This is a genomic window from Streptomyces flaveolus (genome assembly GCF_044765825.1).
Lineage (GTDB): Bacteria > Actinomycetota > Actinomycetes > Streptomycetales > Streptomycetaceae > Streptomyces > Streptomyces flaveolus.
This window is the reverse complement of record NZ_JBIWKU010000004.1, coordinates 564,033-581,049: the sequence shown is the minus strand read 5'-3', so window position 1 is coordinate 581,049 and position 17,017 is coordinate 564,033. Positions and strand designations below refer to the sequence as shown.

Annotated in this window: 14 protein-coding genes and 1 pseudogene; 11 read left to right on the top strand and 4 right to left on the bottom strand. The window is 70.4% G+C overall.

Features of this window, described 5'->3' with window-relative positions; translation table 11 throughout:
* Nucleotides 1-4: 4 nt before the first annotated feature.
* The 3 genes and pseudogenes from ACIRG6_RS15740 to efeU all read right to left on the bottom strand — a co-directional run bounded on the left by ACIRG6_RS15740 (nt 5) and on the right by efeU (nt 4,518).
* Nucleotides 5-1,039 (bottom strand): bile acid:sodium symporter family protein, encoded by a 1,035-nt coding sequence (locus ACIRG6_RS15740; protein WP_403322970.1) that lies wholly within the window; start codon nt 1,037-1,039, stop codon nt 5-7.
* A gap of 109 nt (nt 1,040-1,148) precedes the next feature.
* Complete coding sequence (gene efeB / locus ACIRG6_RS15735) at nt 1,149-2,432, bottom strand: iron uptake transporter deferrochelatase/peroxidase subunit (protein ID WP_403323148.1); 1,284 nt, start codon at nt 2,430-2,432, stop codon at nt 1,149-1,151.
* A gap of 56 nt (nt 2,433-2,488) precedes the next feature.
* Nucleotides 2,489-4,518, bottom strand: a pseudogene (gene efeU, locus ACIRG6_RS15730) (iron uptake transporter permease EfeU).
* Between the two features lie 802 nt (nt 4,519-5,320).
* Here efeU and ACIRG6_RS15725 point away from each other — a divergent pair.
* The 11 genes from ACIRG6_RS15725 to ACIRG6_RS15675 all read left to right on the top strand — a co-directional run bounded on the left by ACIRG6_RS15725 (nt 5,321) and on the right by ACIRG6_RS15675 (nt 16,117).
* The gene (locus ACIRG6_RS15725) at nt 5,321-5,974 is read left to right on the top strand and encodes a response regulator transcription factor (RefSeq protein WP_403322967.1); all 654 of its coding nucleotides are present in this window, start codon (nt 5,321-5,323) and stop codon (nt 5,972-5,974) included.
* Nucleotides 5,965-7,233, top strand: coding sequence for a sensor histidine kinase (locus ACIRG6_RS15720; protein WP_403322965.1), 1,269 nt, complete (start codon nt 5,965-5,967; stop codon nt 7,231-7,233). Before ACIRG6_RS15725 ends, ACIRG6_RS15720 begins: the two co-directional genes overlap by 10 nt.
* 78 nt (nt 7,234-7,311) lie before the next feature.
* Nucleotides 7,312-8,586: a COG4705 family protein gene (locus ACIRG6_RS15715; protein WP_403322962.1), complete on the top strand. Its 1,275-nt coding sequence runs from the start codon at nt 7,312-7,314 to the stop codon at nt 8,584-8,586.
* Between the two features lie 783 nt (nt 8,587-9,369).
* The gene (locus ACIRG6_RS15710; protein ID WP_403322960.1) at nt 9,370-10,467 is read left to right on the top strand and encodes an IS110 family RNA-guided transposase; all 1,098 of its coding nucleotides are present in this window, start codon (nt 9,370-9,372) and stop codon (nt 10,465-10,467) included.
* A gap of 32 nt (nt 10,468-10,499) precedes the next feature.
* Nucleotides 10,500-11,936, top strand: a complete 1,437-nt coding sequence (gene pcaDC, locus ACIRG6_RS15705) for a bifunctional 3-oxoadipate enol-lactonase/4-carboxymuconolactone decarboxylase PcaDC (RefSeq protein ID WP_364679100.1) — start codon at nt 10,500-10,502, stop codon at nt 11,934-11,936.
* 48 nt (nt 11,937-11,984) lie between these two features.
* Nucleotides 11,985-12,620 (top strand): MBL fold metallo-hydrolase, encoded by a 636-nt coding sequence (locus ACIRG6_RS15700; RefSeq protein ID WP_318215141.1) that lies wholly within the window; start codon nt 11,985-11,987, stop codon nt 12,618-12,620.
* Nucleotides 12,621-12,690: 70 nt separating this feature from the next.
* Entirely contained in the window at nt 12,691-13,470 is a 780-nt protein-coding gene (locus ACIRG6_RS15695; RefSeq protein WP_364679103.1) for an exodeoxyribonuclease III, read from the top strand.
* Between the two features lie 85 nt (nt 13,471-13,555).
* On the top strand, nt 13,556-13,963 hold the full coding sequence (locus ACIRG6_RS15690) for a DUF6278 family protein (RefSeq protein WP_364679106.1): 408 nt from the start codon (nt 13,556-13,558) through the stop codon (nt 13,961-13,963).
* A gap of 152 nt (nt 13,964-14,115) precedes the next feature.
* Entirely contained in the window at nt 14,116-14,961 is an 846-nt protein-coding gene (locus tag ACIRG6_RS15685) for an RNA polymerase sigma factor SigF (RefSeq protein WP_403322958.1), read from the top strand.
* A 140-nt stretch (nt 14,962-15,101) separates the two neighbouring features.
* Nucleotides 15,102-15,518, top strand: coding sequence for an ATP-binding protein (locus ACIRG6_RS15680; RefSeq protein WP_364682905.1), 417 nt, complete (start codon nt 15,102-15,104; stop codon nt 15,516-15,518).
* A gap of 110 nt (nt 15,519-15,628) precedes the next feature.
* Nucleotides 15,629-16,117 carry a hemerythrin domain-containing protein gene (locus ACIRG6_RS15675; protein WP_364682903.1) on the top strand — a complete coding sequence of 163 codons (489 nt, stop codon included), beginning with the start codon at nt 15,629-15,631 and terminating at the stop codon, nt 16,115-16,117.
* Nucleotides 16,118-16,295: 178 nt separating this feature from the next.
* Here ACIRG6_RS15675 and ACIRG6_RS15670 read toward each other — a convergent pair whose 3' ends face one another.
* Entirely contained in the window at nt 16,296-16,952 is a 657-nt protein-coding gene (locus ACIRG6_RS15670; protein ID WP_364682901.1) for a fasciclin domain-containing protein, read from the bottom strand.
* Nucleotides 16,953-17,017 lie beyond the last annotated feature (65 nt).

Below are 17,017 nucleotides of genomic sequence, written 5' to 3'. Positions count from 1 at the left end.
GAGTTCAGGTGCCTGCTGCGCTGGGAGCCGGTCGCAGCCGGGTGACGATCCGGTTCGCGGCGGTCTTCTGCAGCAGCCCGTAGGCGAGGACCGGCAGCAGCAGGTGCGGTTTGTCGGGCAGGGACGCGGTGATCAGTACCGCGCTCGCGCTGCTGTTGTTCATGCCGCAGGCGAGCGTCAGCGACGAGGCGGTGGCCGCCTCCAGCCGCAGGAGGCGGGCGGCGACCCGGCCGAGGACGAAGGAGAGCAGGCAGACCAGGGCGGCCACGGCCAGAGCAGCGGCGAACAGCAGCGGGCGCGGCCGGGTGAGGACGGATCCGAGGGCGCCGCTGGCGTTGACGTAGGTCAGGACCAGCGAACCGGCCATGGCAGACGGCGCCACCGTCGTGACCAGGCGGCCCAGCCGTCGCGCGGGCAGGACGAGTGCACCCAGCAGGCCCGCCGCGCAGGGAAGGACCACGGCGGTGAGGGCGAATCCACCCTGGGCCAGCCGGCCGGTCGCGGCGAGGGTGTGCGCGTAACCGCCGCTGAGCAGCGGCGACAGCGTCGCCAGCACCACGGGGGTGGTCAGCGGGCTGAGCAGGGTGGAGGCCAGGACGAGACCCACCATCGTCGGCTGGTCCCCCTCGCCCTTGTCGGTCCACACCGTCGCCCCGGCGGCGACGGGCATCGCCACGACGAGGATCATCGCGGTGAGCAGTCCGCTCCCGCCGTCGGTGTCCGGGGTGCACCGCAGAAGGAAGGCGACGAACGGCACGACCGCCAGCGGGATCGCCAGGTGCAGCACGAGGCCGGTGAGCAGGACCTTCGGATGCCGCAGCAGGGCACCCAGCGCGCGGACGGGGACCTGGAGCCCGGCCGAGAACAGCACCAGGGACAGCAGGAGCGGTGCGGTGTGCAGCGTCAGGTGCGACGGCGGCAGGGGATGCGGGCGGCGCAGCCACAGGCCGGGGGCGGGCAGGATCAGGGCGAGGGCGTAGGACAGGACGACGGCGCGGCCGAGCCGGTGCCGCAGCCAGAACGCGGCGCTGGTGTGCATGGCCCCATCGTGATCAGGCCGGACCCGGCGGGCCGGGAAAGCCGCGCGGCAGTCAGGATGCGTTCAGGTAACCGCCGCCACGGCACGGGGACGGGCTCGAGGAACCTGGTCAGCTCGTGAGCATCCCGCGGCCGAGCCAGTCCTTGGTGTCGCGGACTCCGGGCAGGGCGAAGAAGTAGCCGCCGCCGGTGGGTGAGATGTAGTCGACGAGGGGTTCGTCGATCAGCCGGGTCTGGGTGGCCTCGAATTGGCGCTTGACGTCCTGCGGGTAGCAGCAGAAGACCAGGCCCATGTCGAGGTTGCCGACATCGTCGATTCCGCGGTCGTAGTTGTAGCCGCGGCGCAGGAGGCGGGAGTCGTCCGTGGCGGCGGTGCGTGGGTTGGCGAGGCGGATGTGGGCGTCGAGGGGGATCGCGTTGCCGTGCGGATCCTTGGCGTAGTTGGGGACATCGGACTCCTTGACGCCGTCGAGCGGGGCGCCGGTGTCCTTGCGGCGGCCGAACATCTTCTCCTGCTCGGTGAGGGAGACCCGGTCCCAGAACTCGACGAGCATGCGGATGATCCGTATGACCTGGTAGCTGCCGCCCCTGGCCCATGCGGGCTCGTCGGCGCCGCCCCCGACCCATATGAGGCGGTTGCTTTCCCGGGGCGAGGCAACGTCGGGGTTGGCGATGCCGTCCTTGAAGCCGAGCAGGTTGCGCTGGGCGCCGCTGGGGCGGGGCGTGTTCTGGAAGCCGTCGATGCGCCACTTGATCTGCATGGCCCCGCGGGTGTGCCGGGCGATGTCGCGCAACGCGTGCAGGACGGTGTCCCGACGGTTGGCGCAGATCTGCAGGGACAGGTCGCCGTGGCACTCGGCGGGCTTGAGGTTGTCGTTGGGGAAGGTCCGCATGGGGGTGAGGCGGCGGGGTTTCCCTTTGGCGAGGCCGTAGCGGTCGTCGAAGAGGGACGCGCCGACGCCGACGGTGATGGTGAGGCCGTCGGCGGGGACGGTGGGGCCGAGGATGCCGTTGTCGGAGGGCGGGGCGCCGACGCCGAGATCGGCGGGGATGCCGCCGGAGGTCAGGAAGCGGGCCCGGCTGGTGAGCGTCTTGAGCAACTCCACCAACTGCGCGCGGTCTTCGGCGATGACGGTGAAGGAGACGAAGGTGGCAGCGGCCGGCGCCGGGGTGATGATGCCGGCCTGGTGGAGGCCGTGGAAGGGCACTTCGGCGGCGTTCTCCGTCTGCGCGGCCGCCTGTGCGGTGCCACCGCCGCTCTCGGCGAGCGCGAGCCCGCCGCCGGCCAGAACCGCGCCGGCTGCTCCGGCGCCGAGGGCCGTCTTCACGAAGGAGCGGCGGTCGGCGCCGGCCGGGCAGCCACTCTGCCGGGCGGGGGCTTCGGCGGACGGCATGGGGGCGTTCCCTTCGGTGCGTGCGGGGTCGTCGATGCGGTGGTGTGCGGTGGCCATCAGGCGGACTTCCGGATCTCCAGCAGGTCCGGGACGGGGGAGAGGTCCTCCAGCAGTTGGCCGGTGGCCCCGTTGACGCGGGCGCGGGTGGTGGCGTCGAGCTGTCCGACGGGGGTCCAGTAGCTGCCGTGGTGGGCGGAGTCCAGGAGCTTCTGCAGCCGTGCGACGTCCGCGTCGACGGTCGGCAGCAGGTGCGGAGCGCGGCTGGTGAGCAGCGGCCTGAGGACGGTGAGCAGCTCGCGGGTCCCGGCGAGGCTGGCGTCGGCGGTGGCGAGGTTGGTGCCGCTGCCCTCGTCCGTGTCGCAGGTCAGCTCGAACTGCAGTGTGTTCTCGAGGACCTCGTGGGCGCGCAGCGGCAGGTCGGACGGGTCGAAGTCCTGGTGCGGGAAGGCTTTCCGCAGGCCGGCGGCGTCGGCGGCCAGTTGCTGGGCCGCCGCGGTGAGCGAGGTGGCGGGCTCGCCGTGCCACAGGCCGTACTCGATGCGGTGGAAGCCGGTGAAATCCTTGTCGTGTACGCCGTCCGGCAGGCCGTCGGCCCTTCCGTCGATCTTCTGGTCGAAGTCCTCGAAGGTGCCGTAGGCGGCGCCGAGGGCGGCATAGGTGCGGTGCGCGGTGAGCCAGTCGGTGCGGGCCTTGCCGAGGTGGTTGTGCCTGATGTCGTCGGCCAGGCTGCGGGTCTGGGGCACGAGAGCGGCCAGGCCCTCGTCGACGTACGTCCGGTACTGCGCGAGCGGGCCGGAGAGGTCGTGTTCCGAGACCGGGACGACCGCCTTCGCGGCCCCGCCACCGGTGACGCGGACGGCCTCGGAGGTGACCGCGGTGCCGCCGCTGGGTACGCACCGCCAGGCGTATGCGCCGCCGGCGACCGTGGCGACCAGGGCGCGGGTGGTGCCGGGGGCCAGGCCCTCGATCTCGCCGTAGACAGCGTTCGTGGCCGGGTCGATGAGGTACACCTCGGCAGTCTTGTCGCCGGTGTTGTGCATCTGGAATGTCTGCCGGCCGGGCCTGGGCGCGGTGAAACCCTCGCCGCAGTCCTTCTCCGAGACGGCGACGGTCTGGGCGGCGCCGGGCTTGGGACGGCCGAAGGCCACGGCGAGGCCCGCGAGGAGCGCGGGGACGGTGACGACGGCGACGGGAACCACCCAGGCAGGGCGGCGCCGCGCGGGCGTCGGGGCGTCCGGGGCCGGTGCCGCCTCGCCGGAGGCCGGCTTCGGCGCCGTGGCGCGCAGGCCGCGCACGAACAGCGTCATGACCACGGCGAGATAGCCGGCGTAACCGAAGACCTGCAGCCAGGTCATCGTCGGCGTCAGGTTGAACACGCCCTGCACCAGCGTGCTGTACCAGGAGCCGGCGTCGATACTGCCGCTCAGGTCCACGGCGTACGCCGCCTTGCCGGGCAGCACTCCACCCTCTTGCAGGTCGCGCAGCCCATAACCGAGAACGCCGGCCGCGATCACGATCAGGACCGCGCCGGTGGCGGTGAAGAACTTCGTCAGGTTGATCTTCAGGACCCGCCGGTACAGGCCCCAGCACAGGGCGGCCGAAACGATCAGCCCGATGGCGGCGCCGGTCAGAGGGCCGGAGGACTCGCCGGCTGCCTGGGCCGTGGTCCACAGGAACAGCGCGGTCTCCAGGCCCTCCCGGCCCACGGCGAGGAAGGAGGTGAGGATCAGCACACCCGAGCCCATGGCCAGGGCGCCGGTGACTTTCTCCTTTATCTCACCGGACAGGCTCGGGCCGAGCGGCGCATCCAGAACACCATGGCGGTGACGAACACGACCGCGATCACGCTGAGGGTGCCGCCGAAGGCTTCCTGCGCGGTCGCCGACAGAGAGGCTGCGGTGAAGGTGAGGACCGCGCCGAAACTCATGGCGAGCGTGATCGCCGCGAGTACGCCTGTCCACACCTGCGGCAGCCGGGAGCGGGCATCCGCCCGCACAAGGGTCGCGACGAGGATGGAGACGACGAGTCCCGCTTCGAGCCCCTCCCGCAGCCCGATCAGGAAACTCGGAAACGCGTCATCCCACATGCGACCCTCCCCGGGCGGCCTCCGTACGAGCAGCGCCCATTAGCCTAGGCAACCCTAACTAAAGCTGGACCATCATGACTACAGACCTGTAGTCAAAAGGTCATGGAGCAGTAATGCGGGGGCAAAACCCGGGAGCTGTTCCACTGTGGTCTGCGGGACGACGTCGCCTTCGCCCGGCCCGGTGCCAGGAGACATCCACGCCACGGCAGCGGCGTGCTCGTTCCCGATGCGGGCCGTGCAGGGGGACGCACGTAAGGCGTGCCCGCTTCGGCTTGAGGCCGCATCGGACCGGGGCACCAGCTGCGTGGGGTGATGCAGGGGGCCGTCGCGGGGCCTGCGTGCCTCATCGCGCCCACGTCCTACCCGCCTTGCGATCGTCCGGGGAACGCCTTGGATGGAGGCAGGCGGCATCTGCACACACAACCCCCGCTGACAGGCGTGCAACGCGTCGCAGGGGGCCTTGCGCTTCCTGCCACCGCGAAGAGGGACGGACCATGCGCCGGAACATCGTCCGCACCGAGCAGATCGCCATCGCATGCGACCTCCGCAACTTCGTCCTCGACTGTGCTTCGTGCCCTTTCTGGACTCGATGTTTCCTGGGCTCCGTCGTGGCGCTTACCGCACGCATCCGGAAACGCGGCCTGCGGCAGGTGAGCCCGGGCAGTCATCCACCGGACGAGCCTCGTAGCTCGAAGCGGGCCGGCCCGCTCGTGAGGCCGTCAACAGCGGACTGCCTCCCCGACCGACAGGCGGCTGACCAGGGCAGATGGTGAACTGGGACGGGAGTATCTAGGGTCAGCCCGTGGCTTTCATCATGGTGTGTGAAGACGACGCGGCGGTCCGCGGCGTCCTCAAGCGCGCCCTGGAGCATGACGGGCACACCGTCTCCGTCGCCGCCACGGCCGACAGCCTGCTGCGGCAGCTCGCACCGGCGCCCCAGCTGGTCGTCCTGGATCTTGGGCTCCCGGACGCCGACGGCCGAGACGTCTGCCTGGCCCTGCGGGCTCGTGGCGTCGACGCGCCGGTGCTGATGCTCACCGCCTTGGACGGCCTGCACCACAAGGTGGGCGGCTTCGAGGCCGGCGCCGACGACTACATGACCAAACCCTTCGACATCCCGGAACTGCTGGTCCGCGTCCGGGCGCTGCTGCGCCGGGCCACCGTGGCGCCCACACAGCGCGAGGTCCTCCTCGATCCGGCGAAGCACGTGGTGACCTACGATTCGGCGAGCATGAGCCTGACCCCGACGGAGTTCCGGCTGCTGGGCCGTTTGATCGCCTCGCAGGGCGACGCGGTACGCCGCCACGCCCTCGTCGCTGCCGGCTGGCCGCACGGGGCGCAGGTCAGCGACAACACCCTCGACTCCTATGTGCGCCGGCTGCGGGCGAAGCTCGGATCGCTGGGTGTGGCCGAGCGGCTGGCGACCGTCCGCGGCGTGGGCTACCGATGGCAGTGACGGGATTCCGTAAGCGGGTTGTCGCACTCACCGTGCTGATCGCCACCGCCGTGGTCGCGATCCTGGTCGTGGTCTCGCACGTACTGCTGAGCCGGGTGACGGACGCCGACGCGCACGACCTGGCACATACGCGCGCCGAGGCGGTGGCGGCGAACGTCACCGCCAGAGGCGGCCGTGTCGTACTCACGGAAAACGGCAGCGAGGCGCTGGACGAGGTCGCCTGGGTGTACGCCGACGGCCGCCTGATCGACGGAAACGTCCCGCCGAGCCTGGTCGGTCGCGTCGAGGAGCTCGCGGACTCGGGGCGCTCACAGACCGCGTCGGCCAGCGACTACCTCCTGTACACGCGGGAAGTCCCGGTGGACGGCCACCACGTCATGGTGATCGCCCGGGTGGACCTCACGCCCTACGAGACGTCTGAGCAGCGCAGCCTGACCTTGTCCCTGATACTGGGCGGCCTCACGGTCCTTCTCGCCGGCGGGGTCGCACACCTTGTGGTGCGCCGCGCGCTGCGGGTCGTGCACGAGATGGCGGCCCTCGCCGACGACTGGGGCCGGCACGAACCCGGGCGCCGCTTCAACCTCGGCGTCCCCCGCGATGAGTTCGGGGAGCTGGGGCGGACCCTGGACCACCTCCTGGAGCGCGTCGACAACGCGCTGGCGGACGAGCGCCGGCTCACCGACGAGATCGCCCACGAGCTGCGGACACCGCTCACGGTGCTGCGGGCCGAGGCGCAGCTGGCGCAGCTGTCCGGCGAGCCGGTGCCGACGGAGGCGGTGCTGAGCGAGGTCGACCGCCTCGATACGGCGATCACGACGCTTCTGCGCGCCGCCCGCGCGCTGACGGACAAGGGGACCCGGTGCGACCTGCGCTCCGCCGCACGGCAGGCGATCGCCGGCCGCGCGGTCGAGGTCGCCTTCCCCGCGAAGGTCGAGGTCGCCGTGGCGCCCGAGGTCGCCGTGTCGCTGCTGTCGCCCCTGCTGGACAACGGTCTGCGGCATGCGCGGTCGCGTGTGTGGATCACCGCGCGCAACCAGGGCGAGGCCATCGTGGTCGATGTCCTGGACGACGGCCCCGGATTCGATCCCGCGGAGGTCGACCGGGTCTTCGAAGCAGGGGTGACCGGCGGCGGCGGGTACGGGCTGGGGTTGCCGGTTGCCCGGCGCATCGCTGCCTCGGCCGGTGTGGAGGTCCGCGCCATCGCGGACGGTCGCGGTCACGTCGAGGTGACCTTCCCCGCCACGTGTGCGGCCACGTAGTCAGGTTGCTTGCAGGTTCCCCACGTGTGCGGCCACGTAGTCAGGTTGCTTGCAGGTTCCCCGCGTGAACCTCGGCGTATGACAACGACAACGGAAGCGCGCACGCGCAGTGGGCGTCTCATGCTCAACAAGGTTCCCGAGGTCACCATCTGGTTCTGGGTGATCAAGATCCTCTGCACGACCGTGGGAGAGAGCTTCGCCGACTGGATCAACATGAAGCTGGGCGTCGGCCTGGTGAACACGGCCTGGATCTTCACCGCGGTGTTCGTGGTGGTCCTGGCCGTCCAGCTGCGGCGGAAGCGGTACGTCCCGTTCCCCTACTGGCTGACGGTGGTCGTTGTCAGCGTCACGGGCACCCTGTACACCGACATCCTGACCGACCAGCTCAACGTGCCGCTGTGGATCAGTTCCGCGGTCTTCTCGGTGCTGCTCGCGGCGGTCTTCGGTGTCTGGTGGGCGCGGGAGCGCACACTGTCGATCCACTCGGTCACCACGCTTCCGCGGGAGTCGTTCTACTGGCTCGCCGTTCTCGTCACCTTCGCGCTCGGCACCGCGACCGGCGACTGGACCCTTGAGCTCACCGGCTGGAGCCCGGGGGCCTCGGTCCTGCTGCCGCTCGGCCTCATCGCGGCGATCACGCTGCTGTGGAGGTTCGGCGCGAACCCGGTGCTGTCCTTCTGGCTCGCCTACATCCTGACCCGCCCGCTGGGCGCGAACATCGGCGACTGGCTCGCCTCCCCCAAGGTCGCCGAGAACCCGGGCGAGCCCACCGGTCTCGCCCTGGGCACGTTCACCACCAGCCTGATCTTCCTCGGCCTGATCCTGGCGACGGTGGTCTACTTGACGGTGACGCGCTCGGACGTGACCGAGAGCCACGAGGCGACCCACGCCGCACACACCACCGGCGACCCACGCAAGGAGCGCGTCGCGCTGGCCGGCTTCGGACTGCTCGCCGTCGCCACCGCGGGGCTGCTCGTGTGGGCCCACGGCCAGCCGCACGTCGGCCCGGCGCCGGAGGAAGACAACACCTCCGCCGTCCAGATGGCCCCCGGCCAGGCGGTGAAGAAGTTCCCGCCCGCCAAGGTCGCCGCGCTGAAGACCCTCGCCTCCACCTCGCTCAAGGACGCACGCTCGGGGGACGCGGCCGGAGCCCATGCGGCCGCCCAGAAGCTGCGTGACCTGTGGGACGCCGACCAGACGTCGCTGCAGCCGCTGGACCAGACCGGCTGGACCTCGATCGACGCCCAGATGGACAAGATGCTCAAGACGTTCGGCATCGACCACTCGAACCAGCCGATGTCGCCCGCGCAGCAGGAGAAGGAACTGAACGCCCTCCTGACGGACATGGGCTGACAGACCGCACAGCGCCCGGCCGGCCCCCGGCCTGGCGGGCTCAGTGCGCCGAGGCAGCGCAGAGAACCGCGCTTCCTCGGCACACGCCAGGGAGCCTCGGACACCGCAAGCATTTCGTTCCTGCACACGGCTCACCGAGGACAGCAAGAACGACCAAGACCGTGAAGAGGCGGTGTTGCAGGACACCCGTATCACCTCGTGCCGGCTGGCCAGGCCAAGCAGGCAACTCAGGCAGGAAGTGAAGGCCGACTGGCCCGACTCGGTGAACGCAACGCCGGCAGCTGCTCGACGGGGACGACCCGAGACGCCTCGGCGGTGAGCAGCCCTTCGCCGGGCTGCGCGAGGCCCGCCCCGTGGACGGTGTCTCGTGCCGTTCGTGCCATGGTCGACGAACGACAGCTCGTAAGGCGGGCGGCAAGGCTGTCCGTCAATGCCGGTCGTGAGTAGACGAAGAGGCAACACAGGGCAGCTCGCCCTGGCCATGTTGAGCACCGGTTCGGGCGAAGCCTTTCGGCTGTGGTCGGGTCATGCCGTTGTACCGCGATCGATGGGACGTTTGCGCGGTGCCGTCCCGGACGGGGGTCTGACTCATGAGATATATGACCAAAGTGTCCAGTCACAGGCGTGTCGACTGTCGTTGCGGGACAGCACCTGCAGGTACCGAGCCACAGGGCGTGTCCCAATAGGGGCCTTGCCGAGTTTCAGGCGCCATCACGGTTCAGACCGCCCGAGCGGGCCGGTGCCGTCCACCCACCACGTCACCCGCAGGAAAGGCGAACCACCATGACGACCAGACGGCGCAGCACCTCCTCCACCACGGATCCTCCTGTTCCGAGCGAGGTCGTCCTGGGCGTGGACACGCATGGCGAGGTTCATGTTGCCGCCGTGGTTTCCCCGCTGGGGAAGGTCCTGGGTATCGAGTCCTTTCCGGCCACGGCGGCCGGCTACCGTCGGCTGCTCGTGTGGGCCCGCAAGCGGGGTAGGGTACGCCGGGCCGGTGTGGAGGGTACCGGCACCTTCGGCGCGGGCCTGTCCCGTTACCTGCTGACCCAGCAGATTCAGGTGTTCGAAGTGAACCGGCCCGACCGGTCGGCCCGCCGGCTGCTGGGGAAGTCGGACCCGCTCGATGCGCAGGCCGCCGCGCGAGCCGTGCTCAGCGGTCGCGCCCGGGCCCGGGCCAAGTCCGGCGATGGTCCGGTGCAAAGCGCCCGGATGTACAAGCTCGCCAAGGACTCCGCGGTCAAGGCCCGCACCCAGGCGATCAACCAGCTCAAAGCCGTTTTGGTCATCGCCGACCCTGCCCTGCGGGAACGGTTGTCGAGCTTGGGCAATGCCGAGCTGTTCCGCACCTGCGCGCGCCTCGGCCCACCCGGCGGTGGGGGAGACGAGGACGCGGTGACCCAGGCCACCTACCTGACGTTGCGCATGCTCGCGGAGCGTATCGAACAGCTCACCGGGCAGATCAATGAGCTGAACCAACGCCTGACCCAGCTCGTCGAACACCACGCCCCACAGCTACTCGAACCGGTGGGCATCGGCCCGGACAGCGCCGTCACTCTCCTGATCACCATGGGAGACAACCCCGAGCGGCTGAACACCGAGGCGTCCTTTGCTGCCCTTTGCGGAGTCAGCCCCATCGAGTACTCCTCCGGTCGGCGGAACACCCGCCGGCTCAACTACGGCGGCGACCGTCAGGCCAACGCCGCCCTGCACCGCATCGTCTTCACCCGGCTGCGCCACGACCCGCGCACCCAGGCGTACTACGAACGCCGCACCCAGGAAGGCAAGACCCGCCGTGAGATCATCCGATGCCTGAAGCGGTATGCGGCCCGCGAGGTCTTCAACCTGGTCAGACCGGTATCCAGCACCCCCGCGTTATAGGGGCGTCCGTGAGACGTGAGAGGGTGCGGGGCGTGAGTGAGACACCGTCGAACACCCTGCAATACCGCTTTGACGGGCCAGAAGAGGCCCCGGTCCTGATCCTCGGTCCCTCACTGGGTACCACATGGCACATGTGGGACCGGCAGGTCCCCGAGCTGGCGCAGCAGTGGCGGGTGTTCCGCTTCGACCTGCCCGGACACGGGGGTGCCCCGGCCCACGCGGCGGGTTCCGTCGCCGACCTCACCGCGCGTCTGCTGGCCACGCTCGACGGACTCGGCGTGCAGCGCTTCGGCTACGCGGGCTGTGCGTTCGGCGGCGCCGTCGGCATCGAGCTGGCCCTGCGTCACCCCGAGCGACTGGCCTCCCTGGCGCTGATCGCCGTGTCGCCGCGCTTCGGCACGGCCGACGAGTTCCGGCAGCGCGGCGTCATCGTCCGGACGAACGGACTGGAGCCCATCGCCCGCAGCGCGCCCGAGAGATGGTTCACCGGAGGATTCGCCGCGGCGCAGCCCGCGATCACCGAGTGGGCCGTGCAGATGGTGCGGACCACCGACCCCGGCTGCTACATCTCCGCCTGCGAGGCGCTCGCCGCGTTCGACGTGCGCGGCGAACTCGGGCACGTCGGCGTGCCGACCCTGGTCCTCGTCGGCTCCGACGACCAGGTCACCGGCCCCGCCGAGGCCCGCACCCTGGTCGCCGGCATCCCCGACGCCCGCCTCGCCGTCGTCCCCGGCGCCTCCCACCTGGTCCCGGTCGAGCAGCCCGCGGCCGTCACCGACCTGCTGGTCCGGCACTTCAACACCGCCTGGCAGACCGCCCACGACGCCTCCACGGGCCAGATCCCGGTCCCGCCCGCCGCTCACCCCGCCGTCCACGCCGCTCCCGCCGGATCCGCGGCCCCCGTCCAGCCGGCCCTGGCCGCCGCGCCGGTACCCGCACAGGCGTCCCCCGTACCGGCACCGGCCGCACCCGTGCCACCGCAGGCCGTCCCCGCGCCGCCGCAGGCCGTCCCCGCGCCGCCGAGGGCCGTGCCCGTCGCCGAGATCGCCCCGGCCGTCGTACCGCCACAGGCGCACGCGCAGGTGCGGCCCGACCCGTACGACGCGGGACTCAAGGTCCGCCGCGAGGTGCTCGGCGACGCGCACGTCGACCGGCAACTGGCGCAGGCGGACGAGTTCTCGGGGGACTTCCAGGAGCTCCTCACCCGCTACGCCTGGGGCGAGATCTGGGACCGGCCAGGACTGGACCGCCGCACCCGCAGCTGTGTCACCCTCACCGCCCTGGTCGCGGGCGGCCACCTCGACGAGCTCGCCTTCCACGTCCGGGCCGCCCTGCGCAACGGCCTCACCCCGGACGAGATCAAGGAAGTGCTGCTCCAGGCCGCCGTCTACTGCGGCGTACCGGCGGCGAACAGCGCCTTCCGGGTGGCGCAGCGGGTCGTCCGGGAGGAGACCACGCCGCCGGAGTGAGCGCGGGGCCGTTCGCGCGACCGTGAGGTGCGGCGGCAGGATGGGGTCATGAGGTTCACCAAGAAGTCGCACTCCTGCGTCCGCCTCGAGAAGGACGGGCGGACGCTCGTCCTCGACCCCGGCGGATTCAGCGAGGAGGACGCCGCCCTCGGCGCGGACGCCATCCTCGTCACCCACGAGCACCCCGACCACTTCGACGAGCCGCGGCTGCGCGCCGCGATGGAGAACAACCCGGCCGCCGCGATCTGGACGTTGAAGTCCGTCGCGGAGAAGATCTCGGCGGCGTTCCCCGGCCGCGTGCACACCGTCGGCCACGGCGACACCTTCACCGCCGCCGGCTTCGACGTACAGGTCCACGGCGAGCTGCACGCCGTGATCCACCCGGACATCCCGCGCGTCACCAACATCGGGTTCCTCGTCGACGGCGGCACGGTCTTCCACCCGGGCGACGCCCTCACCGTCCCCGACCACCCGGTCGAGACGCTGATGCTGCCCGTCATGGCCCCGTGGAGCAAGATCTCCGAGGTCATCGACTACGTCCGCGAGGTGAAGCCGCAGCGCGCCTACGACATCCACGACGCCCTCCTCACCGACCTCGCCCGCCCCATCTACGACCGCCAGATCGGGCAGCTGGGCGGCTCCGAGCACCTGCGGCTGACCCCGGGGGAGTCCGTCCGGGTGTGAGCGGCCGGGCGCCCCGCGCCCTTACCGGGCGGAACCCCTGTTGTCAGACCCGCCCGGTAGGTTGGGGGACATGCGCATCGCCACCTGGAACGTGAACTCGATCACCGCCCGCCTGCCGAGGCTGCTCGCCTGGCTGGAGAGCAGCGGCACCGACGTGCTGTGCCTCCAGGAGGCCAAGGTCGCCGAGGAGCAGTTCCCGTTCGACGAGCTGCGTGAGAAGGGCTACGAGGCCGCCGTGCACGCCACCGGCCGGTGGAACGGCGTGGCGGTGCTCTCCCGTGTCGGCCTGGCGGACGTCGTCAAGGGCCTGCCCGGCGACCCGGGCTACGAGGGTGTGCAGGAGCCCCGGGCCATCTCGGCGACCTGCGGCCCGGTCCGCGTCTGGTCGGTGTACGTGCCCAACGGCCGCGAGGTCGAGCACGCCCACTACGCCTACAAGCTCCAGTGGTTCGAGGCACTGCGCGCGGCCGTCGAGGGCGACGCGACCGGCAGCCGGCCGTTCGCCGTGATGGGCGACTACAACGTGGCACCGACCGACGACGACGTCTACGACCGCGCCGCCTTCGAGGGCTCCACCCACGTCACCCCCGCCGAGCGCGCCGCCCTCGCCTCCTTGCAGCAGGCCGGGCTGTCCGACGTGGTGCCGCGCCCGCTGAAGTACGACCAACCCTTCACCTACTGGGACTACCGCCAGCTCTGCTTCCCCAAGAACCGCGGCATGCGCATCGACCTGGTCTACGGCAACGAGCCGTTCGCCAAGGCCGTCACCGACGCCTACGTCGACCGCGAGGAGCGCAAGGGCAAGGGCGCCTCGGACCACGCGCCGGTCGTGGTCGACCTGGACGTGTAGGTCCCCTCCGCGTCCCCTACGCCCGGCGACGCCGGCTCCGCGTGCCCTGTGGTGCGCACGGCGGTACGAATGTCAGTCTGAGGGGATGAACATCCCCTTCCTGGGCAAGCGGCGCGAGCCCGACCGGGTCCACGACCCGGAGGGCATCGCCGAACTGCTCGCCGACTGTGATCTGCTCCGCTCGCAGGCGTCGCGGGAGGGGATCGGACTCGACGACTCCGAGGCTTCGTTGGCGCGGCTCGACCAGATGCTGCCGCGCTGGCGCGCCGACGAGGAGATCATGGTCTGGCTCGGCAACGACGCGGGTCTGTACCTGGGGACCGTGATCGTGCGCACCGTGCCCGGTGCCGCCTGGGTCATCCGGGCCGACGGCCAGCCGGTCGTCCGGCTCGGCTCGGGCCGCGAGTTCGACGTGGTGGCGTCCGGCTGCGCCTGGGCCGCGGACGGTGTCCCCGAACTGTCGCAGCTGTACGCCGAGGTCTCGGAACCGTGACGCAGAGGGCTGGAACCGGCGTCAGGCACGGACCCGCGGGGGGCGAAAACTCATCCAGAAGATCACAGCATGCGCACCCATGTTCGGGGTATACGCCCTCTCGTCGGCCGATAAGGGACAGTGACAGGGCCGACCGACAGGGAGGGCACATCATGGCGACGACGACCGCGCAGGCTACCGAGCAGCACCTCACCGGCGTGCCGGAGATTGCGGACCCGTCCAAGGTGGCGCCCAGGGACGCGCGGGAGTTGTCGAAGCTCTTCTTCGACCGGCTGACGGTCCTCGAAGAGGGCACCGCCGAGTACCAGTACGCGCGCAACACGCTGATCGAGATGAACATGTCCCTGGTCCGCTTCGCGGCCGGCCGGTTCCGCAGCCGGGGGCCGGAGGAGATGGAGGACATCGTCCAGGTCGGCATGATCGGTCTGATCAAGGCCATCGACCGGTTCGAGCTGACGCGCGAGGTGGAGTTCACCTCGTTCGCCGTGCCGTACATCGTGGGGGAGATCAAGCGGTTCTTCCGTGACACGTCGTGGGCCGTGCACGTGCCCCGGCGCTTGCAGGAGGCGCGTGTGCAGCTGGCCCGCGCCACCGAGGAGCTGCGCAGCCGGCTGGGCCGCAATCCCACCACCAGGGAGCTGTCCGAGCTGATGAGCCTGCCGGAGGACGAGGTCGTCGAGGCCCGTCTGGCGGCCAACGGCTACAACTCGTCGTCCCTGGACGCGGCCATCGGCGGCAGCGAGGACGGCGAGTCGGTCCTGGCGGACTTCATCGGCGCCGACGACGCCGCGCTCGCGCTCGTCGACGACTTCCACGCCCTGGCCCCGATGATCGCCGAGCTCGACGACCGCGACCGGCAGATCATCCACTGGCGGTTCGTGGAGGAGCTCACCCAGAAGGAGATCGGCGAACGCCTCGGCGTCTCCCAGATGCACGTGTCCCGGCTGATCTCCCGCCTGCTCGCCCGGCTGCGGGAAGGCATGCTCAGCACCCAGTGACGGTCCCGTCGGTTCTGTGGCACAGCGATGGGCCGGCGCTCTGCGCTCCACGGGGGAGTCACGCGACGGTCGTGCGGGATGGTGAGTTCGAGCTGAACGGTTCACGGTTCCGGCAGGTACCTGCCGGCGGCGGTCCGCGGATGTCGTCCGTGACCTTCGAGCGGCATGCCTTCCGCGTCGCCGACGCGCGGAACTTCGCGCTCCGGTTCCTTGCCGAGGCGCAGGCCCCCGGTGAACCGACGCTGTCGGCACGTGTGCTGGAAGCGGCGCAGCTGGTGGTGAGCGAGCTGGTCACCAACGCGGTCAAGTACGGTTCCGGGCCCATAGGGCTGTCCGTGGCCCTGGCCGAGGACACGTTGTCCGTCACCGTCCGGGACGGGGAAACGACGCTGCCGAGCCGCCGCCCCGCGGACCCGCGACGGGTCGGCCAGCACGGTCTGGAGATCGTCGCGGCGTTGAGCCAGGACATCGAGGTGCAACAGGAGGAGACCGGCAAGCGGGTGACCGCGCGTATCGCGCTGGACGAGCCCCGGGGCCTGCCGTTCGGACGAGGCTGACAGGCGCACCGTCGCACGGCGGACGGAAACAGCAAGGTCTCACCTGCGCGAACGGGGGTAATCGCGAGACCGGAACGTCCACCGCTCACAGATGAACATGAGGAGTCACCGTGCCGTCCCACGACGTCGTCGAGCTCATCCTTCGCGACCACCGCCGCATGGAAGACCTCTTCCGCACGATGCGCAACGCGGAGGCCGACCGTGCCGCCGCTCTCGCGGAATTCGCGAACCTCCTGATCGCACACGCCTCGGCCGAGGAGGACAAGGTCTACCCGGCCCTGCGGCGCTACAAGAACGTGGACGACGACGACGTCGACCACAGCGTGCACGAGCACCAGGAGGGCAACGAGGCACTGCTCGCGCTGCTGGAGGTGGAGGACACCGCTTCGCAGGAGTGGGAGGACAAGCTCGAGGAGCTGGTCACGGCGGTCAATCACCACGCGGACGAGGAAGAGCGGACCCTGCTCAACGACGCCCGCGAGAACGTCGCCGACGAGCGCCGGGCCGACCTGGGGAAGGCGTTCCACGAAGCCCGCGCGAGGTACCTGGAGTCCGACTGCGGCAGCGTGGAGAACGTGCGCAAGCTGGTGGCGGGTTAGCGGCCGGCCCCCGCCGGCGCGGTTCCCGGGCCCGCGGGGGCTCAGGCCCGGTGCGAGTTGCGTGACGTTTCTTCCTCGGCTCCGCCGTCGGCAGGTGGAAACAAGCGCCCAATTGGTCGCGCCACCGCCGGCACAATCCCACGGTGGCGCGTCTTCCTTGTCTCTGCGTCATCAGCTCCTAGGAGGGTGACGGTGACGACGGCGTAGCGGTCGGCGGGACGAGAACACCGTCGACGATGTATACCGTGGCGTTCTTCGTGGGGATGTTGCCGCAGGCGATCGGTACGCTGCCGTTGACCTTGAAGGAGTCACCCGAGCCAGAGGTGGTGACGGTGCTTCCCTCGAGCGTGGTGAACGTGCCGTGAGGCAGCTCTGCCTTGGTGATCTTCTTGTGCTCGACCACGTGGTAGGTGAGTACCTTCTTGAGCTGCGCGCTGTCGTTGAGGAGCGCGTCCCTCTTGGCGGCACCGAGTTTGTTGAACGCGTCATTGGTGGGCACGAAGACGGTGCTGTCCTTGAGACCGTTCAGGGTGTTCGCCAGGTCGGTCTTCTTGATGGCATCGGCCAGCATGGACAGGTTCGGGTTGTTGTCCACTGCGGTCGTGATGTTCTCGCGTGCCATCTGTGCGGCACTTCCGTTGCCGCTCTGCGGCAGCATGGAGCAGCCTGGACCGAAGGGCTGCTCGCTCGGGGACGGTGACGGCGACGCTGTGTCGGTGGCACTCGGCGAGAAGCCGGAGGCCGATGCCTGGGACGCCAGCACGCCCAGCGACAGAGGGAGGCTGAGCGCTGCTGCCACTGTGACTGCGGCGGTACGGACGCGGACGGACTTCATACCAATTCCTCGTTCCCTGTGGAGGAGGGCTTGGGCCTGGGTGGGTTCGACTGATCTACTGCGAG

Bases quoted from the DNA above. Each gene is read 5' to 3' on its own strand.
- ACIRG6_RS15740 (WP_403322970.1), bottom strand. From the start codon at position 1,039: ATGCACACCAGCGCCGCGTTCTGGCTGCGGCACCGGCTCGGCCGCGCC.
- efeB (WP_403323148.1), bottom strand. From the start codon at position 2,432: ATGCCGTCCGCCGAAGCCCCCGCCCGGCAGAGTGGCTGCCCGGCCGGC.
- ACIRG6_RS15720 (WP_403322965.1), top strand. From the start codon at position 5,965: ATGGCAGTGACGGGATTCCGTAAGCGGGTTGTCGCACTCACCGTGCTG.
- ACIRG6_RS15715 (WP_403322962.1), top strand. From the start codon at position 7,312: ATGACAACGACAACGGAAGCGCGCACGCGCAGTGGGCGTCTCATGCTC.
- ACIRG6_RS15710 (WP_403322960.1), top strand. From the start codon at position 9,370: ATGACGACCAGACGGCGCAGCACCTCCTCCACCACGGATCCTCCTGTT.
- ACIRG6_RS15700 (WP_318215141.1), top strand. From the start codon at position 11,985: ATGAGGTTCACCAAGAAGTCGCACTCCTGCGTCCGCCTCGAGAAGGAC.
- ACIRG6_RS15695 (WP_364679103.1), top strand. From the start codon at position 12,691: ATGCGCATCGCCACCTGGAACGTGAACTCGATCACCGCCCGCCTGCCG.
- ACIRG6_RS15690 (WP_364679106.1), top strand. From the start codon at position 13,556: ATGAACATCCCCTTCCTGGGCAAGCGGCGCGAGCCCGACCGGGTCCAC.
- ACIRG6_RS15685 (WP_403322958.1), top strand. From the start codon at position 14,116: ATGGCGACGACGACCGCGCAGGCTACCGAGCAGCACCTCACCGGCGTG.
- ACIRG6_RS15680 (WP_364682905.1), top strand. From the start codon at position 15,102: ATGTCGTCCGTGACCTTCGAGCGGCATGCCTTCCGCGTCGCCGACGCG.
- ACIRG6_RS15670 (WP_364682901.1), bottom strand. From the start codon at position 16,952: ATGAAGTCCGTCCGCGTCCGTACCGCCGCAGTCACAGTGGCAGCAGCG.